Here is a 23,108-nt window from a genome sequence, read left to right on the forward strand (position 1 = left end):
GCGGTGGGGCCGTCCAGGGGAACCGCGCCGGAGCCCTTGGCCCGCTTCTGCGCGAGGCTGCGGCGGCTGCAAGAAGCGGCCAAGCTCAAACAGGTCGCCTTGGCGCGCGCGGTGAACGTGAGCCCGCAGGCGATGTCGGACCTCCTCAACGGCAACATCAAGGAGCTTCCGCCGTGGGAGCGGGTGCAGGCGATCGTGGACGCCTGCCTGAAGGCGGGGGCGGGGCGGGTGCTCCCGCCCGACCTGGCCGACCGTGACGGCTGGCGGCTGCGCTATACCGACCTGGAACAGGACCTGGAAGCGCCTGCCCGCGTTCCAGAACCGCAGGACGACGACCGTGGCGCCGCGATCGAAGCGGTACTGCGGAACGGCTTCCTGCTGGCGTCCGGCGAGCGCGTTCCCCGCGTCGACGAGGCCGACCCGGAGGTCCTCGGGGTGCACCCCGCCATCCAGGTGTCTCGGCGGACGTCCGGCGAGCTGCCCCCGTACGTCCCGAGAGACCTCGACCCGGAGCTGGACGGGCTGCTGCGCCGGGGTGGGCTGATCGTGATCTCCGGCCGGTCCGGAGCGGGGAAGACCAGGACGGCCTTCGAGGCGGTGCGCCGGGCGTTCCCCGGGCACGACCTCCTGGTGCCCCGCAACGCGACCGCGCTCCGCGCGCTCGCCGACTCCGGAGCGGCACTGCGGGACACGGTCATCTGGCTCGACGACCTGGACGGCTTCCTCGGCGCCGGGGAGGTCGACCAGCAACCGGACCAGCAACTGGTCTCCAGGCTGTGCCCCGGCGGACGCTCCGACGTGGTGATCGTCGCGACCGTGCGCTCGCAGGCCCTGCTGGACCTGACCACCGCGTCGTCACCGTCCGGGAACACGCTCGCCCGCAGCGTCCGCGCGCTGCTGGCGCCGGCGGCCGTCCTGACGCTGGACGCGGGCCTCAGCGACGCCGAACGCGAGGGCGCCGAGCCGTTCCGGCATGACGCCCGCATCGCCGAAGCCCTCGACCACGCCGGTGAGAGCGGGTTCGGCGAGTACCTGTGCGCCGGGCCGGCGATCCTGCACCGGTGGCGCCTCGGGCGGGCCGCCGAGGGCGGTGCGGCCCTCGTGGGCGCCGCGCTGACGTCGGCGGCGGTGCACTGCCGCCGCGCGGGCTGCCACGCGCCGCTTCCCCTCGCGGTCCTGGAGCGGCTGTACAAGGACCACCTCGATCCCCGCGACGCCCAGCGCCCCGGCCTGGCGAGCGTCGCGGACGGCCTCGCCTGGGCGACCGAGAGCGTCCGCGGTGCGAGCTCCTGCCTGGTCGGCCACGAGGGCGGCCGCTACAAGGCGTTCGACTACCTGGCCGACTCCCGCGACCGGGCCGACGACCTCGGACCGGTCCCGGACGCCGTCTGGACCGCCCTGCTGGACGGGTTCGACCCGCGGGAACTGAACCTCGTCGCCCTGGCCGCGCGCAGGGCGGGCCGGGAGGACGTCTTCCGGCGGATGCAGGCGCGCTGGGCCGAGTCCGTGGACGACCCGGCGGTGTGGGCGCTGACCGGCTCGTTCTTCCTCTTCGACGGCCCCGGCGACCGGTTCCCCGAGCGCGCGGCCGACGCCGAGCCCTGGCTCGTCCGCGCCGCCGGCGCCGGCCGTCCCGACGCCGCGCGGAACCTGTGGATCATGTTCGACCTGCTGGAGGACGCGGCGGCGGCGGAACGCTGGGCCCGGCGGGGGGCCGAGCTCGGGGACGGCGAGTCCATGGCCCGCCTCGGCGAGTTCCACGAGGAGAGGGGCGACCTCGACGAAGCCGAACGGTGGTACCGGAAGGCGGCGGACAGCGGGCCGATAGAAGCGAGGCGGACGCTGCTCGCCCCCACCCTCCGCTTCGAGCTCGGACCGTACGAGACGAAACTCTCGTGGATCACGGGCGACTATGTCGAGGAGCGCTGCGGCCCGTTGAACGCCATCGGCCACCTCGGCCTTCTGCGCGCGGCACGGGGCGACCTCGCCGAGGCCGAGGAGCTCCTGCGGCGGGCCGCCGCCCATGGCCAGATGGATGATCTGCTCGCGCTGGCCGTCTTCCTCATGGGCCGCGGCAAGGCTCTGGATCTGCGGGGGTGGTGCCGGGACGCCGCGCGCGCCGGCCGGTTCGACGCGATCACGCAGCTCGTGACGCAGCTGGCCGAAACCGGCGACACGATCATGGAGCAACGCCTGCGCGCCTTCGCCGTGGACGCGTGGCGGACCGAGGGCGGCGCGTTCCTCGCCCGGCTGGACGACCGCGGGGACGAAGGCCCGGAGCCGTACCTGGACGGCGCGGGCCAGGTGATCCTGCTGTCCCTGGACGCCGCGGCGACGGCGGGCGTCACGGACCTGTGCGTCCGCGTGATGGGCGTGCTCGCGCTGGCGTCCGGTGAGGGCGTTCCCCGCGAACTCCTCCACCTCGCCGGATCGAAGGGCGTGTTCTCCGCTGACGCCGTCCCTCCGCGAGCGGTCGACGACGCGATCCGGCGGTTGGCGGACGCCGCCCTGCTGGACTGCGACCACGGCGCTCCCGTCGTGACCGCGCATCCGGTGGTCAGGCGGGCCGTCCGGGAGTGGCTCGCGCGCGAGGACGGAATGACCGTCCTCGGGGGAGCGGCCTGCGACATGCTGCGGGCCGCCGCCGCGACCCTGCCCGAACCTCGGTTCCGGGGGCCGCAGGCCGCGGCCATCGCCCGGCACGCGTTCGCACTCGACGAGCACCTGACGCCTCACCTCGGCGATGAGGACCGGAGCCTCGCCGAAAGCATGCTCGGCCTGCGGGCCTGGGCGTTGCGGTGCCTGCTGGAGAACGGTGAGGCCGTGCGGGCGCTCGAACCGGGCGAGCGGCTCGTCGCCGACGGCGAACGGCTGCTGGGCGCGGCGCACCCGGACATGCTGCGCGCCCGCAACGACCTCGCCGCGGCGTACGTGGAGGCGGACCGGACGGACGAGGCGATCCCGCTGATGGAGCGCGCGCTCGCGGACGTCGAACGGACGCTGGGGGAGACGCACCCGGAGACGCTGACCGTCCGCAACAACCTCGCGGCCGCCTACCTGCGCGCCGAGCGCAAGGAGCAAGCGGTCGCGCTCTTTGAGCAGGCCCTCGCCGAACGCACCGCCGCGCTCGACCGCGCGCACCCCGAGACCTTCACCGCTTGCGCGAACCTCGCCGCCGCCTACGCACAGGCGGGCCGGAGCGCTGACGCGATCGCGCTCCTTCAACGGAACCTCCCCGAGAGCACGCGCGCGCTCGGCGAAACGCACCCCGTCACGCTGCACCTGCGCGCCACCCTGGCCACGGGGTACGAGGAGGCGGGCAGGGCGACCGAGGCGATCACCGTCCTGGAAGGGACTCTCACCGACCTCGAAGAGGCACTGGGAGCGACGCACCCGAAAACGCTGGCGGCGCGCAACCACCTCGCGGCCCTCTACCGCGACGCCGGGCGGCTCGACGAGGCGCTGCCGCTGTACGAGCGGGTCCTCGGCGAGGCGGAGCGGGTCCTCGGGCCCGATCACCGGACCACCGCCCGCGTCCGCGAAGGCTTCGCCGAGGCCCGGCGGAAGGCCGAGGAGCAGGGCGGAAGGCCGGGGAGCAGGGCGGAAGGCCGGGGAGCAGGGCGGAAGGCCGTGAGCCCTCGCTTTGACGTCGTCGGCGGGGCGGTTGATAGCCTGCGAGGCGTCGAGGGGGAGTAGTCCCAATCGCGTGATCGACATGCTGGCGCCGCAGGTGGCGCCCGGTCGCGCGGGCCTCCGCAGGAGGCGGACGAGACCTTCGGCCCGGCAGCCATGCCGGGCCGAGGTCGTGCGCCCGAAACGGCTCCCCCGCCCTCCGCCCGGCATCCGAGCGAGAGGGACCCGGTGGTCACCGCATTCATCGTCAGCCTGGCCGTGATCTTCGTCGCGGAGCTCGGCGACAAGAGCCAGCTCATGGCCATGACGTTCGCGACGCGCTTCCGCGCGATGCCCGTGCTGATCGGCATCACCGCCGCGACCGCGCTGGTGCACCTGGCGAGCGTGGTGGTCGGCGCGGTGCTCGGCGCCGCGCTGCCGACCCGTCCCATCTCGATCCTCGCGGGGCTGGCGTTCCTCGGCTTCGCGCTGTGGACGCTGCGCGGCGACGAGCTGGACGACGAGGAGCGCGACAGGGCCCGCAAGGCGAGCGGCTCGGCGATCCTGGCCGTCGGCACCGCGTTCTTCCTCGCCGAGCTGGGCGACAAGACGATGCTGGCGACGATCACCCTCGCCGCCGACCACGGCGGCCTGCTCGGGCTGACCGGCATCTGGCTCGGCTCGACGGTCGGGATGGTCGTGGCGGACGCGCTGGCCATCGTGGTCGGGCAGATGCTGGGCAGGCGGCTGCCCGAGCGGGTCATCAAATACGGCGCTGCGGCCGGGTTCGCGGTCTTCGGCGTGCTGCTGCTGGTCGAGGGCATCGCCGGCTGAGCCCGCGTCCCCAGGGGGACCCGCGACACTCTCCCGCGACATTCTCTCGGGGCACCCCTTGACGAAGTTAGTGATTGGACACTAACTTTCTCTCCATGAGCCCGAGGATGAGCGCCGGCGAGCGCCGCGAGATGGCGATCAAGGCCGCGATGGCCGAGTTCGCGCGCGGCGGCTACGAGGGCACGTCCACCGCCTCCATCGCCGAGCGCGTCGGCGTCTCGCAGCCGTACATGTTCCGGCTGTTCCCGACCAAGCGCGCCCTGTTCCTGGCCGCGGCCGACCGCTGCTTCGCCGACCTGGAGGAACTGCTCCGGGAGGCGGCCGGCGGCCGCCGCGGCAAGGACGCGACCGCCGCGATGGCCGACGCCTACCGGGGCCTCCTCAAGGAGGACCCGCACCTCCTGCGCTTCCAGCTGCAGCTCTACGCCGCCGCTGTGGAGGACGAGGAGATCAGCCGGATCGGGCACGCCCGGTGGGCGCGCCTGTGGCGGCTGGTCGCCGACGTGTCCGGCACGGAGCCGGAGGTGGTCACCCGTTTCATGTCCATCGGGATGCTGATCAACGTGCTCACCGCGTTCAAGGTCCCGTACGTCCCCGGCGAGCACCTGCTCCCCGAGTCGCTGCGCGACTGGGCGGAGAGCCTGCGCGGAGCCGATCTCGATGCGACGGCCACGGTCCCGGAGGAGGAGTCGTAGGAGGGACGGCATCGGCGACCCGCCGTCCCCATCCCCTTTTCTTGCCCACTGAAGTTAGTGAGTGATAACTAATGAACCGGCCGCACCCCCTCCGCACCTTCATCGTCACCGGCATCGCGCTGTTCATGGTGGCGCTCGACAACCTCATCGTCACCAACGCCCTCCCCGACATCCGCACCGACCTCGGCACCGGCCTCGAAGGCCTCGAATGGACGGTCAACGCCTACACGCTCACGTTCGCCGTCCTGCTGCTGCCCGCCGCCGCGATCGCCGACCGGTGGGGACGCCGCCGGATGTTCATCGCCGGCCTCGCCGTCTTCACCGCCGCGTCCGCCGCCGCCGCGCTCGCCCCCAACATCGGCACGCTCATCGCGGCGCGCGCCGTCCAGGGCGCCGGCGGCGCGATCGTCCTGCCGCTCACCCTCACCCTGCTCGCCGCCGCCGTGCCGCCCGCCCGGCGCGGCGTCGCACTCGCCGCCTGGAGCATGATGAGCGGCCTCGGCGTCGCGCTCGGCCCCGTCCTCGGCGGCGCCGTCACCCAGGCCGCCACCTGGCAGTGGATCTTCTGGATCAACGTCCCCGTCGGCGCCGTGCTGCTCGCCCTCGCCCCCGGGTTCCTCACCGAGAGCCGCGGCGCCGCCAAGCGCCTCGACCTCGCCGGCACCGTGCTCATCGCGGGCGGCGTCCTCGGCCTCGTCCTCGGCCTCGTCCGCGCCAACGAGCACGGCTGGACGAGCGCGCAGGTCCTCGGCTCCCTGATCGGCGGGGGCGTGCTGGTGGCCGCCTTCATCGTCCGCGAACTGCGCACCGCCGAGCCGGTCCTGCCGATGCGGATGTTCCGCAGCCGCGGGTTCAGCCTCGTCAACGTCCTCTCGCTGATCATGTCGTTCGCCATGTTCGGCGCCACGTTCCTGCTCATCCAGTTCATGCAGGGCGTCCTGCGGATGAGCCCGCTCGACGCCGGCGTCCGCTCCCTGCCGTGGACCGGCATGCCGCTGCTCGTCGCCCCGCTGACCGCGCCGCTCATCGCCCGCATCGGCGTCCGCAACGTGCTGGCCCTCGCACTGGCGTTCCAGACCGCCGGCCTCGGCTGGCTCGCCGCCGTCCTGTCGCCGACCGCCTCCTACGGCGAGATGGTCCCCGCGTTCGTCCTCGCCGGCATCGGGATGGGGCTGTTCTTCCCGCCCATCGCCCGCGCCGTCCTCGGCTTCGCCCCGCCCGAACTGGCCGGCGTCGCGTCCGGCGTGAGCAACTCGCTGCGCCAGTTCGGCACCGTCCTCGGCATCGCGGTCCTCGGCGCCGTCTTCGCCGCCCGGGGCGACTTCACCACCCCGCAGGCGTTCACCGACGGCCTCCAGCCCGCCCTCTGGCTCGCCGTCGCCGCCCTCGCCGCCGGAACCGCCGCCGCGCTCCTCGTCCCCGCACTCCCCGCCCACGCCGAGCAGGTCCCGGTCAAGGCCCCCGAGCCCGCCGAGACGCCCGCCTGAACCCCCGCCGGCGCGCGGCGTGCCGTCCACCCCGGTGGACGGCACGCCGCGCCCCATTTCCCGGAAACCTCACCCCGCGCCCCCGGCCACGCGCCGACCCGAACCGTCGCGATCGCGAGCGAAGCCAAGTTCGAGCTTGCGAGAACTTGATCGCGCAGCGAGGCCCCCAGGGCCGAGCCGGAGCGATGCAGCGATCGCACGCATTGCCCGCCGAAGGAAGGCCCTCTAGGGCCTGACGCCAAGGGCAATGCCATTAACACAACCAGGCGTCGATACCGGCCAGGAGGTGCTTGCGGACGTCGTCGGGCGCGGCCGACGCGCGCACCGACTGCCGCGCCAGCTCCGCCAGCTCGGCGTCGGAGAAGCCGTGCACGTCGCGGACGATGTCGTACTGGCGGGCCAGCCGCGACCCGAACAGCAGCGGGTCGTCGGCGCCCAGCGCGATCGACGCGCCCGCCTCGAACAGCCGCCGCACCGGGACGTCCTCCGGCGTCGCCGCCACCCCCAGGCTCACGTTCGACGCCGGGCACACCTCCAGCGTCACGCCCCGGTCCACGATCCGCTCCAGCAGCCGCGGATCCTCCACCGCCCGCACGCCGTGCCCGATCCGGTCGGCGTCCAGCGTCTCCAGGCACTCCCGGACGCTCGCCGGGCCGAGCAGCTCCCCGCCGTGCGGATCCGACAGCAGCCCGCCCCGCTTGGCGATCCGGAACGCCCCCTCGAAGTCGTAGGCCCGGCCGCGCCGCTCGTCGTTCGACAGCCCGAACCCCACCACGCCCTGCCCGGTGTACCGGACGGCCAGCCGCGCGAGCGTCTTCGCGTCGAGGGGGTGCCGGGTCCGGTTCGCCGCGATCACCACGCCGATCCCGATGCCCGCCGCCTCGCCCGCCTCCCGCGCCGCGTCCAGCACCAGCTCGACGGTCGGCGTCAGCCCCCCGAACTTCGCCGCGTACCCGCTCGGGTCCACCTGGATCTCCAGCCAGCCCGACCCCTCCGCCGCCTCGTCCTCCGCCGTCTCCCGCAGCAGCCGCCGCAGGTCGTCGGGCGTCCGCAGGACGGAACGGGCGATGTCGTACAGCCGCTGGAACCGGAACCAGCCGCGCTCGTCGGTCGCGTGCAGCTTCGGCGGCCAGTCCTCCACCAGGGCGTCCGGCAGGTGGACGCCGTGCTCGGCGGCCAGCTCCACCAGCGTCGAATGCCGCATCGACCCGGTGAAGTGCAGATGCAGGTGCGCCTTGGGGAGCAGGGCCACGTCCGGACGGGCGGAGCCGGGCCGCGCGGCGGCGGGCTCGATGCGGGACGGCTCCGGGTCCTCTCGCGGGGAACGGTCCTGCGGCGGGCGGGGTGACACGGTACGGGCCTCCATGGACCAATGTTGCCGGATCGGTCGACCCGCTGAACCCCCGCCCCACCAGGATCACCACACCGGACTACCCCGCATGGCACCCGGCGGCCATCCGCGCCCGTGGACATCACCGAAAAAAACTTGGGAACCCCGTGCAACCCCGTTCCGTGGTCGCGCGTATACGAGGGGCGCAAGAGGAGAACACCGGACGGGCAGAGAGGGACTCAGACGATGATCACGCTGAAGGCCGCACTGATCACTGCGGGCGCCATCGGAACCGTGGCCGTGGGCGGCGGCGCCACGTGGGCCATGACCGGCTCCCACCAGAACGCGGGCCTCCAGTCCGGCGACTCGAAGCTGCCGGCCGCGCACCGCGTCGTCGACGCCGCGCCGAAGACCGCGCCGACCTGCCTGCCCGCGCTCCCGAAGACGGGCAAGCTGCCGAAGACCGGCAAGCTCCCCACCGACGGCAAGCTCCCCACGGACGGCAAGCTCCCCACGGACGGCAAGCTGCCGAAGACGGGCGAGGTGCCCGCGGGCAAGGTGCCGGCGAGCAAGCTGCCCGGGACGGAGCAGCTGCGCAAGGAGACCGAGGCCCTCAAGAAGAAGGCCGAGGCCGGCAAGCCCACGGTCAACGTCCCGAACCCGGGCGTCCCCGGCGTCGTCGCCCCCGGCACCCAGCCGACCGCGCTCCCGTCGGGCCGGCCGAACCTGCCGACCTGCGCGCCGTCCGCCAAGCCGCTGCGCAAGGCCGGCGCCCCGGCCCCCAAGCCGTCCGCGAGCATCCCGGGCAAGCCCGCGCTGCCCGCCGCGCCCGCCCTCGACTGCCGCACCCTCGCCCCCGCGGTGAAGGTCGGCGGGACCGTCGAGCGGACCGTCATGCTCGCCAAGGGCCTCAAGTACGTCTCCGCCACCCCCGGCACCGCCGACCTCAAGAAGCTCAACATCTGCGCCGTCACGCAGAAGTGGACCGGCAAGGCCGGCCAGTGGCTGACCGTCGAAAGCCTGAAGACCCCCGCCGGGATGACGCAGAATCAGCTGCGGCAGGCTCTGAAGCTCCCCGAGGGCGGCACCCCGCTCACCATCGACGGCGTCGCCGCCTACCAGGGGCCGCGCGGCGGCGGGGTCCTGGTGTTCGACCCCAGCGGCTACTCGCTGTTCGTGAACGGCAACCCCGTCCTCGCGGGCGGGCCGAAGGACATCGCCACCGCGCTGCGGCAGGCGCACCAGTAGGAAGAAGGACCCGGGCGGACGGCCAGGCGCGGGGCCGTCCGCCCAGGACGCGGGATTCCCTCCACCCGGACGGAGAACAGTGGGGCGTCGAGACGACGAGTCGTTCGTTGAGTTCGTGGCGGAACGCGGCGATGCCCTGCTGCGCACCGCCTCGCTGATGTGCGGTGCCCGGCAGGACGCCGAGGACATCCTGCAGACCGCGCTGGAGAAGGCGTACCGGCACTGGGGACGGCTGGACGCCGACACAGACCCCGAGCCCTACGTCCGCCGGATCCTGGTCAACCTGGTGATCAGCCGGTCCCGGCGGTGGAAGGTGCTGCGGGAGATCCACATGGCGAGGCCGCCCGAGACGCCGACGCTCTCGGGCACCCACGCCGTCGAGCTGAGGGGGACGCTCATGGACGAACTGCGCAGGCTCGGCGCCCGCCAGCGGGCCGTGCTCGTGCTGCGCTTCTGGGAGGACCTCTCGGAGGCGGAGACCGCGCGGGTGCTCGGCTGCTCCGTCGGCACCGTGAAGAGCCAGGCATCCCGGGGGCTCGCCAGACTCCGGGAGCGACTCGGCGCGAACCTGGCGCCACTGGGGAGCTGAACGATGGACCTGGAGAGCGAACTCCGCGCGGCCATGGCCGAGCAGGTGGCGGGGACGGCCGCGCCGCCCTCGCTCGTGGCCGACGTGCGCCGCCGCCACCGGCGCCGCACGAACCGGATCCGCGCCACCGTCGGCGTCGCCGCCGCGTCCGTCGCCGCGCTCGCCCTGGTGCCCACCTACCAGTCGTTCCGGGCCACACCTGCCGGGGACTCCGCGACCGCCCGCCCCACGGGCGGACCCGCGGTCCTCGAGCAGCCGGAACGGCCGCCCGCCTCGGGCCTCCCAGCGTCCCCGTCGCCAGAGGGGAGGCCCGAGGCGGGATCAACGCCGAAGCCGTCCGAGCACCCGCGGTCCGGCGACGGCGGCGGCGGGGGAGGCGAGCGGCCCGGCGCGCCCGGCCCCGCCGTGAAGCTCCCGAAGTGGGTCACCTACCTGCCGGGCGGCCTCGCCGCCACCGCCCCCTGCACGGGCACCGGCGACGCCAAGCGCCGCACCACCACCTGCAAATGGGGCGGGACGGACGGCTGGGTGCAGATCGCCCTCATCAAGGGAAGCGGCGTCGGCCTCACCGACCTCGCCCCCGTCGGCGGCGTCCCGACCCGCACCACCGTCCGCGGCATGCCCGCGCTCACCGGCGACCGCCCCGGCTCCGGACGCCAGATCTCCTGGATCGCCAAGCCCGGCACCGGCGTCACCGTCACCGCCGGCGGCGCCGCGAAGGACCAGCTCATGCGCATCGCGGAAGGCGTCCGCCCCTAGACCACGCTCCGGCGGGGACGTCCTCGAATGGCGGAGAGGGGCCGCCAGGACCGTTCCCCGCCGGAGCGTTCCTGTGTTTTTGCATTGCCCTTGGCGGTCGGGCCCTGGGGGCCCTCCCTTCGGCGGGCAATGCGTGCGATCGCTGCATCGCTCCGACTCGCCCTGGGGGCTCGCTGCGCGATCGGATTCTCGCTTCGCTCGAATCCGGCTTCGCTCGCGATCGCGACGGGTCGGGCCGGCGCGTGGCTGGGGCGCGGGCTGAGGTCGCTGTACAAAAGGACCGGCCCCGGGCGCTTTCGTTCGCGTCCGGGGCCGGTGTGGTCTCGCTCGGGTCAGCTCGCCTCGTTGAGGAGCTTCGCGACCCGGGAGACGCCCTCGACGAGGTCGTCGTCGCCCAGGGCGTAGGAGAGGCGGAAGTAGCCGGGGGTGCCGAACGCCTCGCCGGGCACCAGCGCGACCTCGGCCTCCTCCAGGATCAGCGACGCCAGCTCCACCGACGTCTCCGGGCGCTTGCCGCGGATCTCCTTGCCCAGCAGCGCCTTCACCGACGGGTACGCGTAGAACGCGCCCTCCGGCTCCGGGCACACCACGCCGGGGATCTCGTTCAGCATCCGCACGATCGTCTGGCGGCGCCGGTCGAACGCCTTGCGCATCTCCGCGACCGCCGACAGGTCGCCGGTCACCGCGGCGAGCGCGGCGGCCTGCGAGACGTTCGCCACGTTCGACGTCGCGTGCGACTGCATGTTCGCGGCGGCCTTCACCACGTCCGCCGGGCCGATCAGCCAGCCCACCCGCCAGCCGGTCATCGCGTACGTCTTCGCGACCCCGTTCAGCACCAGGGTGCGGTCGGCCAGCTCCGGCACCACGACGGGCATCGAGTGGAACTCGGCGTCCCCGTACACCAGGTGCTCGTAGATCTCGTCCGTGATCACCCAGAGGCCGTGCTCGTCGGCCCACCGGCCGATCGCCTCGATCTCGTCGCGCGAGTACACCGCGCCCGTCGGGTTGGACGGGGAGACGAACAGCAGCACCTTCGTCCGGTCGGTGCGGGCCGCCTCCAGCTGCTCGACGCTCACCTTGTAGCCGGTGGTCTCGTCGGCGACCACGTCCACCGGCACGCCGCCCGCCAGCTTGATCGACTCGGGGTAGGTCGTCCAGTACGGGGTCGGGACGAGCACCTCGTCGCCCGGGTCCAGCAGCGCCGCGAACGCCTCGTACACCGCCTGCTTGCCGCCGTTGGTCACCAGGACCTGCGACGCGTCCACCTTGTAGCCGGAGTCCCGCTCGGTCTTCTCGGCGATGGCGGCGCGCAGCTCGGGCAGGCCGCCCGCCGGCGTGTACTTGTGGAAGCGGGGCACCCGGCAGGCGGTGACCGCCGCCTCGACGATGTAGTCCGGGGTCGGGAAGTCGGGCTCGCCCGCGCCGAAGCCGATGACCGGGCGACCGGCCGCCTTCAGGGCCTTGGCCTTGGCGTCCACGGCCAGCGTGGCGGACTCGGATATCGCGGCGATGCGCTTGGAGATGCGAGGACGGTCGATGCTCATATCCCTATCGTTACAGAAGCGAGGCCATGACCCGAGCGATATACCGGGCCCGGTGACATGCCCTTCGCGGCGGCCGCGCGGGTTTCCGCGCCGTCCGGTTCGACGCGGAGCCCTCGGCGACGTAGACTCCTCTCCCTAGTGACGCGTCACCGGCATACGACCCTGTCCGCACACGGGCATACCCAAGAGGTCGTAAGCTGGGGCACGGCACCGACCCGGTCCCGCGGCCGGGGTGTTCTCCTTAGCCGGAGAATGAAGGGCAGTGGCTCAATTGGTAGAGCTCCGGTCTCCAAAACCGGCGGTTGGGGGTTCGAGTCCCTCCTGCCCTGCGAGGTGCGGTGCGCGCACCGGTGCCGGCCGCGCCACGGCGCCCGCCGTGGCGTTCCGCGGCGCGGGCCGCGCGACAACCACTGGGTGGTTGGAACACGACCTATGAGGTGAACGGCGGCAATGGCGACTGAGACGCGCGGCGAGGCCGCGGCCAAGGACGAAGGCAAGGGGAAGTCCGCCCCCAGGCGGACCACTCCGGCGCTGTTCGTGCGCCAGGTCATCGCCGAGCTGCGCAAGGTCATCTGGCCGACCCGCCGCGAGCTCGTCACCTACACGACCGTGTCCCTGATGTTCGTGCTCATCATGGTCGCGATCGTGTCCGGCTTCGACTACGGCCTGCAGCAGGGGATCTACAAGATCTTCGGCTGAGGCCGGCCGGCGGAGCGGTCATCGCCGCCCGGCGCCGCACCACCCGGCAAGAAGCACCGCCAATCCCATCACCGCAGACGTCCGGAGAGAGAGTCACCGTGTCCGAGCCCTCACAGCCGCCCTACGACGAGGCCGTTGACGAGGCCCAGTCCGCCGCGGCTGCTGCGGCCGGCCAGGCGGCCGAGCCCGCCGAGGACGCGGCCGAGGCCGCCGTCGCCGCCGGCGAGGCCGTGCCCGCGGACGAGAAGCTCGAGGGCGAGGGCGTCGCGCCCGACGCCGCCGCGGACGCCGCCGACCTCGCCGAGGCCGTCGAGGGCCCGGACGCCGCCGACGCCGCGGACGCGCCCGCCGGCGAGGACGACGCGGAAGGCGAGGACGAGGAGGCCGAGGCCGAGCCGCCCGCCGACCCGTACGCCGACTTCAAGATGCAGCTGCGCCTCCAGCCGGGCGACTGGTACGTCGTGCACTCCTACGCGGGGTACGAGAACCGGGTCAAGACCAACATCGAGACCCGCACCCAGACCCTCAACATGGAGGACTACATCTTCCAGATCGAGGTCCCCCAGCACGAGGTGACCGAGATCAAGGGCGGCAAGCGGCAGAAGGTCAACGAGAAGGTCCTGCCGGGCTACATCCTCGTCCGGATGGAGCTGACCGACGAGTCGTGGGCCGCGGTCCGCAACACGCCGGGCGTGACCGGGTTCGTCGGCCTGCTGAACAAGCCGTCCCCGCTGAGCCTGGACGAGGTCGCGAACCTGCTGGCGCCCGAGCCGGAGGAGGGCGTCGCCAAGGCCAAGGAGCAGGCCAAGGTCGCCGCCACCGTCGACTTCGAGGTCGGCGAGTCGGTCACCGTCATGGACGGCCCGTTCGCCACCCTCCCCGCCACCGTCAACGAGATCAACGCCGAGCAGCAGAAGCTCAAGGTGCTGGTGTCGATCTTCGGCCGGGAGACCCCGGTCGAGCTGAGCTTCAACCAGGTCTCCAAGATCTGACCGCCGCCGCCCGTCCGGCGCGGTCTGATCAGCACGTAGTCTTGACGGGTCGTCCTCGCCTCGGCGAGGGCGACCCGATGCTCGTCCCGATCGTCGGACGAGCGGCACCGATCGCCCTCGCGCACGCGGGGAGATTTCAGCGGTTCCTACACGGCGGACGCGTCCCAGCGCCGTGTTGCCCGGGCGACCGGGAGTCGGAACCACCGATACATGGGACATAGGGGTTCGCATGCCTCCGAAGAAGAAGATCGCCGCGCTGGTCAAGGTCCAGCTGCAGGCGGGCCAGGCCACGCCGGCGCCGCCGGTGGGTACCGCGCTCGGCCCGCACGGCGTCAACATCATGGACTTCTGCAAGCAGTACAACGCTGCGACGGAGTCCCAGCGCGGCAACGTCATCCCCGTAGAGATCACCATCTACGAGGACCGCTCGTTCTCCTTCGTCACCAAGACCCCGCCGGCCGCGCAGCTCATCCTGAAGGCCGCCGGTGTGGAGAAGGGCAGCGGCGAGCCGCACAAGACCAAGGTCGGCTCGGTCACCGCGGACCAGATCCGCGAGATCGCCACGACCAAGATGCCCGACCTCAACGCCAAGGACCTGGCGGCCGCGGAGAAGATCGTCGCGGGCACCGCGCGGTCGATGGGCATCGAGGTCAAGTAGTTCACCACCCAGTGGCAGGGCCGGGCGCGGCCCGTACCACGAGTTCCTTGGAGGAACGAGCATGAAGCGCAGCAAGGGCTACCGCGCGGCGGCCGAGAAGATCGACCGGGAGCGGCTGTACAGCCCGGCCGAGGCCGTCAAGCTGGCCAAGGAGACCACCGTCACCAAGTTCGACGCGACCGTCGAGGTCGCGCTGCGGCTCGGGGTCGACCCCCGCAAGGCCGACCAGATGGTGCGCGGCACCGTCAACCTGCCGCACGGCACCGGCAAGACCGCCCGGGTGCTGGTGTTCGCGGGCGGCGCGAAGGCGGAGGAGGCCCGCGAGGCCGGCGCCGACCTGGTCGGGTCGGACGACATGATCGAGCGGATCCAGGGCGGTTTCCTGGACTTCGACGCGGTCGTGGCGACGCCGGACCAGATGGGCAAGGTCGGCCGCCTCGGCCGGGTGCTCGGTCCGCGCGGCCTGATGCCGAACCCGAAGACCGGCACCGTGACGATGGACGTGGCCAAGGCCGTGTCCGACATCAAGGGCGGCAAGATCGAGTTCCGGGTGGACCGGCACGCGAACCTGCACTTCATCATCGGCAAGGCGTCCTTCAACGAGCGCCAGCTGGTGGAGAACTACGCGGCGGCGGTCGAGGAGATCCAGCGGCTCAAGCCGTCCGCGGCCAAGGGCCGGTACGTGAAGAAGGCCGCGCTGACGACGTCGATGGGGCCGAGCATCCCCGTCGACCCGAACGCGGTCCGCAACCTCACCGCGGAGCTCGAGGAGGCCTGATCACGGGCTTCCCCGCCCGCGGGTGACACGGGCGAAACGGCAGGGCGTCTCCATCCGGAGGCGCCCTGCCGCGTTTCCGGGGCCCTTCCCGCTGAGCGGCACCGGCGGGTCCGGCGGCGCGCCCGGCCGGTAGATTGCGTCGCCGGATCGCGAGGAGAGGGGCGTGATGGGCGGATCGCCGCGCGGGGACCTCCACCGGCTCTACGACGTGCTGGAGGCGGCGGCGGACGGCGCCCCCGACGCTCCGGCGCTGTCGGTGGACGGGACGACCTGGACGTTCCGGGAACTGCGCGCGCGGACGGACGCCCTCAGCGCCTATCTCGGCGAGCGGTGCCCGCCGGGGGCGCGCGTGGCGCTGCTGGCGCACAACCGGCTGGAGTACGTGGCCGCCTACTACGGGGTGCCGCGTGACGGGCGCGTCCTCGTGCCGCTCAACCAGCGGCTTCATCCGCGCGAGTGGGCCGACCAGATCGTGCGCAGCGGCGCGTCGCTCGTGCTCGGCGAGACGGACCTGCTCGACCGGCTCGCCGCCGAGGGGAATCTGGGCGCCGGCCGTCCTCCGTTCGTGCCCGTCACCGATCTGCCCTGGGACGCGCCGCGGCGACCGGACCGCACGGAGACGGGGCCGGACGGCGTCGCGTGGCTGATGTTCACCAGCGGGACGACGGGCCGTCCCAAGGGGGTCCGGCTCACGCACGGGAGCCTGCTCGCGGGCTTGAGGGTGTCGGCGTCGGGGCGGCCGGTCCGTCCGGGCGACGTGTTCTGCACGCCGTTCCCACTCTGCCATGTGGCGGGCTACCAGGTGATGCTGCATCACCTGTACCGGCGGCATGCCGTGGTGATGCGCCGGTTCCGTCCGGCGGACCTGGTGGAGGCGGTGCGCCGGCACGGTGTCACGAACGTGTCGCTGGCGCCGACCATGCTGGAGGACCTGCTCGCGCACCTGGCCGGCGACCCGGCGGCGCTGGAGGTGCTGTGCGGCGGCCTGCGGGTGGTCTCGTACGGGTCGGCGCCGATGCCGGTCCCGCTGCTGCGCCGCGTCCACGACATGCTCGGCTGCGACCTCAACCAGGGCTTCGGCATGACGGAGCTGTCCGGAAACGCGACGTTCCTGTCCCCGGACGACCACCGGGCCGCCATCGCGTCGCGACCCGGGCTGGCGGCGTCGGCGGGACGTCCCGCGGAGGGCGTCGAGATCCGGGTGGTCGGCGAGGACGGGGCGCCCGTCCCCACGGGCTCGCTCGGCGAGGTCGTCGTGCGGGGTGCGCAGGTCACGCCCGGCTACTGGGACGATCCGGGCGCGACGGCGGAGGCGTTCGCGGGGGACTGGTTCCGCACCGGCGACGTCGGCCGCGTCGACGAGGACGGCTACCTCTACCTGGTCGACCGCCTCAAGGACGTGATCGTCACCGGGGGCGAGAACGTCTCGTCCCGGGAGGTGGAGGACGTGCTGCGCACGGTCCCGGGCGTCGGGGAGGTCGCCGTGGTCGGGCTGCCGGACCCGCGCTGGGGCCAGTCGGTGTGCGCGGTGATCGTGGCCGACGGCGCGCGGCCGGCGGACGAGGAGCTGATCGGCGCGTGCCGGGCGAGGCTCGCCGGGTTCAAGACGCCGCGCCGCATCGAGTACGTCGACGCGCTGCCGCGCACCGGCAACGGCAAGGTCCGCAAGTCGGTGCTCCGCGACCGCCTCGCCGGGGGCTGAGGCTCCGGCCGCGGCGTGAGCGGGGGCGTCACGTCGCGATCATGCCGTTGACCTGCGGGATACCGCGCTTCGGGTCCGGATCAGGACAATTCTATTGGACGGATTGTTTTGTTGTGATTGGTGTGGTTGGTGTTGAATCGTCCCCGTGAAGCGCCGAACCGACCGGATCATCGCCGTCTCCGCCGTCACGGCCGTGGCCGTCGTGCCCACCGCGATCCTGATGGCGGTGAAGACCGGCGTCATGTCGTCGAAGGACTCGGGCGCCCTGCCGCCGAGCGCGCAGATGGCGCAGGCGGACCCGGCGAACCCGAACAACGCCACGTCGGGCGCGGTGGCGCCGTCCGCGTCCGGCGCACCCGGCTCGGGTACCGGGACCGGCGGCGGCGCGGGCGCGCCGGGCGGGCGGACGGCCGAGCCGGGCGGCGCCGCGGCGAACCCGTCGCCGAAGCCGGGCCCCGAGCTGAGGTCGTTCGTCCGCAAGACGAGCGTGAAGCTCACGATCGGGACGGGCGGCGACTACAAGCAGGCGTCCGAGACCGCGACGATCAGCCTGTGGCCCTCGTTCTCGATGAACGCGGTCGGCGTCACGCAGACGATGAAGGACGGCACGCTCAGCAAGATCACGCAGAAGGTGATCGTGAGCGGCAGCACGCTGTCCGGGTTCGACGGCGAGAAGTGGACGAAGTCCAAGCTCAGCGCCGCGCAGCTGGAGAAGCTGCGGACGGGGTCGGACCCGCGGCAGTTCACGTACATCATCCGCGGGGTGCCCGGCAACGTGGTGACCGGTCCGGACGCGAACGGCCGCACCCACTATCTCGCGCAGGCGCTGATGGGCAGCGTGTACGGCCTGCTGCCGAAGGAGACCGCGGACGCGGTCCGCAAGGTCGTCCCGGACGACGTCGGCATCTCGCTGGACCTGTGGTCGGGCAAGCAGGACCGTCCGGCGACGATCGGGCTGTCCGCGACGGCGCCCGACGGGACGTTCGCCGGCTCCATGACGTTCGGCTCCTACCGCTGACGCCCTCCCGAAACACTCGCCGCGCGCGCTCTGGCGCATGGCCGTTCGGCCATGGGCGGGGTACGCCGATGGTCGTACCGGCCTAAGCCCCGTTCGTACCACCGGGGGATGTAGCGCCGTTAACGCCTCGACAGACTGGGAACACCAGCAGGGCGACAAGGGAGGCCGAAACCTCATGAACCGACGACTGGTAGTGGCCGCCGGAGGCACCGCCGTGGGTGCCGCGCTCCTCCTGTCCGGGTGCAACGGGGACGGGTCGGGCTCGAACGCGAACATGAAGCTCAGCGCCAATGAGGCGCTGCTGAAATCGTCACAGAAGACGGCGCAGTCGGACACCTTCAAGGCCGACCTGACCGTCACCGGCACCGGCTCGGACTCCGGCAGGATCCACGCGACGGGCCAGTTCCGGCTCAAGCCGGCGCTGAAGTTCAGCGCGCAGCTCGACGACGTGACGCACAACGGGCAGACCGTTCCGGGCGCCAAGGGCCAGGCGATCTTCACCGACAACACGCTCTACGCCAAGGTGCCGCAGCTCGCGCAGTTCATCAGCGGCGGCAAGCCGTGGGTGAAGATCGACGTGAACCAGGTGTCCCAGCGCACCGGCTTCGACGTGCAGGGCCTCGTGAACCAGGTCGAGAAGGTGAACCCGGCCGAGCAGACCAAGATGTTCACCGGTTCCAAGGACGCCCACCGGGTCGGCACCGAGACGATCGACGGCGTGAAGACCGTCCACTACGCGGGCACGGTCACCGTCCAGGACGCGCTGAACCGGCTCGACGCCCAGACCCGCGACAAGGTCGACGGGTGGCTGCCGAAGGACCACGCCAACGGCAAGATCAACTTCGATCTGTGGACGGACGGGAACAACCTGCCCCGCAAGCTCGTGTCCAAGTCGTCCGACAAGCAGGGCGACAACGGCTCGGTGACGGTGCTCTACAGCGACTACGGCAAGTCCTTCGGGGTGAACGCGCCGCCGTCCGACCAGGTCGGCACCATGTCGCTGGGCTCGCTCCTCGGCAAGAACTGACACACAGGTCACACCGGGCGACACGGGACAGACTGAACCCCGCTAGTCTCCCCTGCGTCTCATACAGGGTCCGGTCCGAGCGTCCGGGCTCCATGACGCAGACCGAGGAGATGCACCCATGATCCGACGTTTCGCCGCGGGCACGGCGGTCGCCGCCGGCCTCGCCCTCGCGCTGACCGGCTGTCTCGGCGACGCCGGGAACAAGGTGGACGAGGCCGGCAAGAACATCAAGCTGACCGCCGCGGAGGCGCTCGGCAGGACGGCCCAGAAGACCGGGAAGATCGACTCGTTCCAGGCCGACATGTCGATGACGTCGACGGGCTCGCCCACCGGCGACATCAACATGGCCGGGACGATGCAGTACCGGACCAAGCCGGACCTCGCCTTCAGCATGGACTTCGGCAGCATGTCGGTCGGCGGCAAGTCGATGGCCGGCATGAAGGAGGTCCTGGTCGGCCGCACCATCTACATGAAGATCCCGCAGCTCGCGCAGCTCGGCGGCGGCGCGTCCGCCAAGCCCTGGGTGAAGATGTCGCTGGACGAGGTCGGCGCGAAGTCCGGCTTGAACATGGACCAGCTGCTCCAGCAGTCGCAGCAGATGGACCCGGTGCAGAACACCAAGATGCTGACGGCGTCCAAGGACGCCCGCGAGGTCGGCAAGGAGACGGTGAACGGCGTCCGGACCACCCACTACACCGGCACCTACCGGGTGGCGGACGCGGTCGCCAAGCTCCCCGCCGACCAGCGGCAGGCGTACGAGAAGAACCTGGCGAAGTCCGGCATGAACGGCGACATGAACTTCGACCTGTGGGTGGACGGGCAGCAGCTGCCCCGCAAGATGACGATGAAGACCGGCCAGACGGCCGCCGGCGTCATGACGATCACGACCACCTACCGCGACTTCGGCAAGCCGGTGCAGGTCAGCGCGCCGCCGGCGAGCCAGGTCACCGACTTCGACGCGTTGCTCAAGAGCATGGGCAACGGCCTGGCCCCCGGCGCCTGACGGCCATCTCAGTTCCGCGTCGATGGGACCGCGCCAGAACAGGCGCGGTCCCATCGTCATGGCCTCCGAATTTGGCCTATCGGCGGGACAGGCCGTACTCTGTTGTCTGCCGAAGACCGCCGGTCGCCGTTCCGCGAGGGACGGCCGAAGGTCCCGATCCGTTCGGGCGGCCTGCGTAGGTGAGACGAGAGCCTTCCGCTCGGCCTTTCCCGGGCCTGGCAAGACGCCCCGTGCACACCTGCGCCGGGGCGTTTTTTGGTGGATCGGCGCCTGACCCGCGAGGGCCAGGCGCGGATCGTGACCACCCAGGTAATCGGAAGGAGGCCACATGGCTAAGGCCGAGAAGGCCGCGGCGATCGCCGAGCTCAAGAACGATTTCGAGAGCTCCAACGGCGCCGTGCTGACCGAGTACCGCGGGCTGACGGTGGCGCAGCTCAAGGAGCTGCGCACCAACCTCGGCGAGACCGCGAAGTTCGCCGTGGTGAAGAACACGCTGACCAGGCGCGCCGCGAACGAGGCCGGTGTCGACGAGCAGTTCCGTGAGCTGCTCGAAGGCCCGTCGGCCATCGCGTTCGTCCGCGGCGACGTGGTCGAGGCCGCCAAGGGCCTGCGTGACTTCGCCAAGGCCAACCCGCTGCTGGTGATCAAGGGCGGCTTCATCGACGGCAAGTCGATGGACGCCGCGGAGATCACCAGGCTCGCGGACCTCGAGTCCCGCGAGGTCCTGCTGGCCAAGCTGGCCGGCGCGATGAAGGGCTCCATGGCCAACGCGGCCGCGCTCTTCAACGCCCTGCCGACGCAGGCGGCCCAGCTCGCCGAGGCGCTGCGCGCCAAGCGCGAGGCCGGCGGCGAGTCCGCCGAGGCCCCCGCCGACGCGCCGGCCGCCGAGGCCGCCGACGAGGCACCCGCCGAGTAGGCAACCCGCGGTTCCCCTTAAACCCCAGATCCTGAAGCCATAGCGGAGGAAACATCATGGCGAAGCTCAGCACCGACGAGCTGCTCGACGCGTTCAAGGAGATGACCCTCCTCGAGCTGTCCGACTTCGTGAAGCAGTTCGAGGACGTCTTCGACGTCAAGGCCGCCGCGCCCGTCGCGGCCGCGGTCGCGCCGACCGGCGCCGCCCCGGCTGCCGAGGAGGCCGCCGCGCAGGACGAGTTCGACGTCATCCTCGAGGGCGCCGGCGACAAGAAGATCCAGGTCATCAAGGAGGTTCGCACCCTGACGAGCCTCGGCCTCAAGGAGGCCAAGGACCTGGTCGACGGCGCGCCGAAGCCGCTGCTCGAGAAGGTCAACAAGGAGACGGCCGACAAGGCCAAGGAGGCCCTGGAGAAGGCCGGCGCGACGGTCACCGTCAAGTAAGGCCCTCCGGAGCGTCCCGGAGCCCGCGCGGCTCCGCTGCTCTTTCGAGGCGGCCGTCCCACCTTCGGGTGGGGCGGCCGCCTTTTCGTGTCACCGGGCCCGTTCGCTCGGGCGGTGCCGTTCGGATCGGTGGGTCGGTGCGGGTCGGTGGAACCGTTCGCATTGGCGGGCCGAGTCGCGTCAGTGGGGCCGTTCGCATTGGCGGGCCGGGGCGCGTCGGCGGGCTCCGTCGGGTGCCTTCGCAGGTGAACGGGGTCGCGCCGGGGGCCTGCCGCGGGCGCCTTGTCGGGGTGGCGCAACAGAGGGCCCGTTTCTGGTGCGTTTCCTGTGGGCGAGTGATAAAGAGCTGGTGAAAAGCGTGTGCCGGTGCGGGTTGTGCGGTAGTCGGCGGGCGGCGTACCGTCCCGTTCTGACGCTGTGGCCACACCCGGCCGCCCTGTCCCGGCCGGCGGCTCCAGCGCGCCGCCGCACCCCTGGCTTGAGGCGCCGGTTCTTGGACCACTAGTCTCATAGAGCCCGTAAGTAACGATTGTCTTACGACGTCGGATTTTGCCGCTGATCTGGGGCGGAACCCCTTCCATTTGGACGGGGGGCCGCTACGGTAGTGGCACCCGTCACGGCTACCGGGCGGTAGCAACGAGACGGACACGAGGTGTGACGGGCAGGCAAGAGCCAGAGTGCTACTCGCTCATTGGTTCGGGATTCCCCCCGGCCTGGACGAAAGGTGACGAGTGGGCGTCGAGATCAGAGTCGAGGGCCTGACCAAGTCCTTCGGCCGCCAGGTGATCTGGCAGGACGTGTCGCTGACCATTCCCGCAGGTGAGATCTCCGTTCTTCTGGGCCCGTCCGGTACCGGCAAGTCGGTCTTCCTGAAGTCCCTCGTCGGCCTGCTCAAGCCGAACCGCGGGCACATCTGGATCGGCGACAAGGACCTCCCGTACCTGCCCGAGTCGCAGCTCTACGAGACCCGCAAGCTGTTCGGCGTGCTGTTCCAGGACGGCGCGCTGTTCGGGTCGATGAACCTGTTCGACAACATCGCCTTTCCGCTGCGCGAGCACACCAAGAAGTCCGAGTCCGAGGTCAAGCGCATCGTCCTCGAGAAGATGGAGATGGTCGGCCTCCTCGGCGCCGAGTACAAGCTGCCCGGCGAGATCTCCGGCGGTATGAAGAAGCGCGCCGGCCTCGCCCGCGCCCTTGTGCTGGACCCCGAGATCCTGCTGATCGACGAGCCGGACTCCGGCCTCGACCCCGTCCGCACCGCGTTCCTGAACCAGGTGTTCATCGACCTGAACGCGCAGCTCAACGCGACGTTCCTGATCGTCACCCACGACATCAACACCGCCCGCACCATCCCCGACAACATCGGCCTGCTGTACCAGCGGCACCTGGCGATGTTCGGGCCGCGGGAGATGCTGCTGTCCAGCGAGGAGCCGGTCGTCCGGCAGTTCCTCAACGCCAGCAAGATCGGCCCGATCGGCATGTCGGAGGAGAAGGACGCCTCCGAGCTGGAGGCCGAGTCGAAGATGGGCCTGGACTCCGGCAAGCTGCCCCCCATCCCGCCGCAGCAGATGCCGAGCAACGGCATGCTGCGGGCCGGCATGCACGCCCCCGGCGCCTGGTGCGCCGCGCACGGCGTCACGCCGCCGCCCGGGTCGTTCATCGACGACCTCGGCCGCAACTGGGTGGAGGAGTGGCCGCGCTACGTGGCGTCCATGTCCGCCGGCGCGGCCGCCGCCCCGGCGGCCCCGGGCGGACCGCCGCCCGCGGGCCCGCC

20 protein-coding genes and 1 tRNA gene are annotated in these 23,108 nt (G+C 72.0%); 19 read left to right on the plus strand and 2 right to left on the minus strand.

Annotated elements, in window-relative coordinates:
- Window positions 1-3: 3 nt before the first annotated feature.
- The 4 genes from amrb99_RS33960 to amrb99_RS33975 all read left to right on the plus strand — a co-directional run bounded on the left by amrb99_RS33960 (window position 4) and on the right by amrb99_RS33975 (window position 6,628).
- Complete coding sequence (locus tag amrb99_RS33960; RefSeq protein ID WP_190863939.1) at window positions 4-3,696, plus strand: tetratricopeptide repeat protein; 3,693 nt, start codon at window positions 4-6, stop codon at window positions 3,694-3,696.
- Between the two features lie 165 nt (window positions 3,697-3,861).
- Window positions 3,862-4,446: a TMEM165/GDT1 family protein gene (locus amrb99_RS33965; protein ID WP_347256963.1), complete on the plus strand. Its 585-nt coding sequence runs from the start codon at window positions 3,862-3,864 to the stop codon at window positions 4,444-4,446.
- 95 nt (window positions 4,447-4,541) lie between these two features.
- Window positions 4,542-5,141, plus strand: coding sequence for a TetR/AcrR family transcriptional regulator (locus amrb99_RS33970; RefSeq protein WP_190863944.1), 600 nt, complete (start codon window positions 4,542-4,544; stop codon window positions 5,139-5,141).
- Between the two features lie 71 nt (window positions 5,142-5,212).
- On the plus strand, window positions 5,213-6,628 hold the full coding sequence (locus tag amrb99_RS33975) for an MFS transporter (RefSeq protein ID WP_190863946.1): 1,416 nt from the start codon (window positions 5,213-5,215) through the stop codon (window positions 6,626-6,628).
- A gap of 253 nt (window positions 6,629-6,881) precedes the next feature.
- On the opposite strand, the gene amrb99_RS33980 is transcribed toward amrb99_RS33975, so the two are convergent.
- Window positions 6,882-7,994, minus strand: coding sequence for an adenosine deaminase (locus amrb99_RS33980; protein WP_190863948.1), 1,113 nt, complete (start codon window positions 7,992-7,994; stop codon window positions 6,882-6,884).
- 210 nt (window positions 7,995-8,204) lie between these two features.
- On the opposite strand from amrb99_RS33980, the gene amrb99_RS33985 reads away from it, so the two are divergent.
- The 3 genes from amrb99_RS33985 to amrb99_RS33995 all read left to right on the plus strand — a co-directional run bounded on the left by amrb99_RS33985 (window position 8,205) and on the right by amrb99_RS33995 (window position 10,554).
- A complete protein-coding gene (locus amrb99_RS33985) occupies window positions 8,205-9,206 on the plus strand; it encodes a hypothetical protein (protein ID WP_190863950.1) in 1,002 nt (333 codons plus the stop codon).
- 79 nt (window positions 9,207-9,285) lie between these two features.
- Complete coding sequence (locus amrb99_RS33990) at window positions 9,286-9,795, plus strand: SigE family RNA polymerase sigma factor (RefSeq protein ID WP_190863952.1); 510 nt, start codon at window positions 9,286-9,288, stop codon at window positions 9,793-9,795.
- A 3-nt stretch (window positions 9,796-9,798) separates the two neighbouring features.
- Window positions 9,799-10,554, plus strand: coding sequence for a hypothetical protein (locus amrb99_RS33995; RefSeq protein ID WP_190863953.1), 756 nt, complete (start codon window positions 9,799-9,801; stop codon window positions 10,552-10,554).
- Between the two features lie 332 nt (window positions 10,555-10,886).
- Here the strand turns inward: amrb99_RS33995 and amrb99_RS34000 are convergent, their stop codons facing one another.
- Entirely contained in the window at window positions 10,887-12,098 is a 1,212-nt protein-coding gene (locus amrb99_RS34000) for a pyridoxal phosphate-dependent aminotransferase (protein ID WP_190863955.1), read from the minus strand.
- A gap of 256 nt (window positions 12,099-12,354) precedes the next feature.
- Here amrb99_RS34000 and amrb99_RS34005 point away from each other — a divergent pair.
- The 12 genes from amrb99_RS34005 to amrb99_RS34060 form a co-directional block, all read left to right on the plus strand.
- Window positions 12,355-12,427 (plus strand) — tRNA-Trp (locus amrb99_RS34005).
- Between the two features lie 121 nt (window positions 12,428-12,548).
- Window positions 12,549-12,797 carry a preprotein translocase subunit SecE gene (gene secE, locus amrb99_RS34010; protein WP_190863957.1) on the plus strand — a complete coding sequence of 83 codons (249 nt, stop codon included), beginning with the start codon at window positions 12,549-12,551 and terminating at the stop codon, window positions 12,795-12,797.
- Window positions 12,798-12,895: 98 nt separating this feature from the next.
- Window positions 12,896-13,789: a transcription termination/antitermination protein NusG gene (gene nusG / locus amrb99_RS34015; RefSeq protein WP_347256964.1), complete on the plus strand. Its 894-nt coding sequence runs from the start codon at window positions 12,896-12,898 to the stop codon at window positions 13,787-13,789.
- Window positions 13,790-14,018: 229 nt separating this feature from the next.
- Entirely contained in the window at window positions 14,019-14,447 is a 429-nt protein-coding gene (gene rplK / locus amrb99_RS34020) for a 50S ribosomal protein L11 (RefSeq protein ID WP_190863959.1), read from the plus strand.
- A gap of 61 nt (window positions 14,448-14,508) precedes the next feature.
- Window positions 14,509-15,225, plus strand: a complete 717-nt coding sequence (gene rplA / locus amrb99_RS34025; protein WP_190863961.1) for a 50S ribosomal protein L1 — start codon at window positions 14,509-14,511, stop codon at window positions 15,223-15,225.
- Window positions 15,226-15,391: 166 nt separating this feature from the next.
- Complete coding sequence (locus tag amrb99_RS34030) at window positions 15,392-16,927, plus strand: AMP-binding protein (protein WP_190863964.1); 1,536 nt, start codon at window positions 15,392-15,394, stop codon at window positions 16,925-16,927.
- Between the two features lie 145 nt (window positions 16,928-17,072).
- Window positions 17,073-17,945: a hypothetical protein gene (locus amrb99_RS34035; protein WP_190863966.1), complete on the plus strand. Its 873-nt coding sequence runs from the start codon at window positions 17,073-17,075 to the stop codon at window positions 17,943-17,945.
- A gap of 175 nt (window positions 17,946-18,120) precedes the next feature.
- Window positions 18,121-18,972 carry an LppX_LprAFG lipoprotein gene (locus amrb99_RS34040; RefSeq protein WP_190863975.1) on the plus strand — a complete coding sequence of 284 codons (852 nt, stop codon included), beginning with the start codon at window positions 18,121-18,123 and terminating at the stop codon, window positions 18,970-18,972.
- Window positions 18,973-19,090: 118 nt separating this feature from the next.
- Window positions 19,091-19,975: a hypothetical protein gene (locus amrb99_RS34045; RefSeq protein ID WP_190863977.1), complete on the plus strand. Its 885-nt coding sequence runs from the start codon at window positions 19,091-19,093 to the stop codon at window positions 19,973-19,975.
- Between the two features lie 328 nt (window positions 19,976-20,303).
- Window positions 20,304-20,891 (plus strand): 50S ribosomal protein L10, encoded by a 588-nt coding sequence (gene rplJ / locus amrb99_RS34050; protein ID WP_190863979.1) that lies wholly within the window; start codon window positions 20,304-20,306, stop codon window positions 20,889-20,891.
- Between the two features lie 56 nt (window positions 20,892-20,947).
- Entirely contained in the window at window positions 20,948-21,334 is a 387-nt protein-coding gene (gene rplL, locus amrb99_RS34055) for a 50S ribosomal protein L7/L12 (RefSeq protein WP_190863981.1), read from the plus strand.
- Window positions 21,335-22,065: 731 nt separating this feature from the next.
- Window positions 22,066-23,108, plus strand: a 1,043-nt coding sequence (locus amrb99_RS34060; protein ID WP_347256965.1) for an ABC transporter ATP-binding protein, incomplete at its 3' end; no start/stop codon positions are given.

This window comes from Actinomadura sp. RB99 (genome assembly GCF_014706005.1).
In the GTDB taxonomy this organism is placed as follows: domain Bacteria; phylum Actinomycetota; class Actinomycetes; order Streptosporangiales; family Streptosporangiaceae; genus Spirillospora.

What these genes read in the sequence shown, in the direction of transcription:
- rplK (WP_190863959.1), top strand. Translation starts at nt 14,019, where the DNA reads ATGCCTCCGAAGAAGAAGATCGCCGCGCTGGTCAAGGTCCAGCTGCAG.
- secE (WP_190863957.1), top strand. Translation starts at nt 12,549, where the DNA reads ATGGCGACTGAGACGCGCGGCGAGGCCGCGGCCAAGGACGAAGGCAAG.
- amrb99_RS34030 (WP_190863964.1), top strand. Translation starts at nt 15,392, where the DNA reads ATGGGCGGATCGCCGCGCGGGGACCTCCACCGGCTCTACGACGTGCTG.
- rplA (WP_190863961.1), top strand. Translation starts at nt 14,509, where the DNA reads ATGAAGCGCAGCAAGGGCTACCGCGCGGCGGCCGAGAAGATCGACCGG.
- amrb99_RS33970 (WP_190863944.1), top strand. Translation starts at nt 4,542, where the DNA reads ATGAGCCCGAGGATGAGCGCCGGCGAGCGCCGCGAGATGGCGATCAAG.
- amrb99_RS33975 (WP_190863946.1), top strand. Translation starts at nt 5,213, where the DNA reads ATGAACCGGCCGCACCCCCTCCGCACCTTCATCGTCACCGGCATCGCG.
- amrb99_RS34000 (WP_190863955.1), bottom strand. Translation starts at nt 12,098, where the DNA reads ATGAGCATCGACCGTCCTCGCATCTCCAAGCGCATCGCCGCGATATCC.
- amrb99_RS33995 (WP_190863953.1), top strand. Translation starts at nt 9,799, where the DNA reads ATGGACCTGGAGAGCGAACTCCGCGCGGCCATGGCCGAGCAGGTGGCG.
- amrb99_RS34040 (WP_190863975.1), top strand. Translation starts at nt 18,121, where the DNA reads ATGAACCGACGACTGGTAGTGGCCGCCGGAGGCACCGCCGTGGGTGCC.
- rplJ (WP_190863979.1), top strand. Translation starts at nt 20,304, where the DNA reads ATGGCTAAGGCCGAGAAGGCCGCGGCGATCGCCGAGCTCAAGAACGAT.
- amrb99_RS33980 (WP_190863948.1), bottom strand. Translation starts at nt 7,994, where the DNA reads ATGGAGGCCCGTACCGTGTCACCCCGCCCGCCGCAGGACCGTTCCCCG.
- amrb99_RS34045 (WP_190863977.1), top strand. Translation starts at nt 19,091, where the DNA reads ATGATCCGACGTTTCGCCGCGGGCACGGCGGTCGCCGCCGGCCTCGCC.
- rplL (WP_190863981.1), top strand. Translation starts at nt 20,948, where the DNA reads ATGGCGAAGCTCAGCACCGACGAGCTGCTCGACGCGTTCAAGGAGATG.
- amrb99_RS33985 (WP_190863950.1), top strand. Translation starts at nt 8,205, where the DNA reads ATGATCACGCTGAAGGCCGCACTGATCACTGCGGGCGCCATCGGAACC.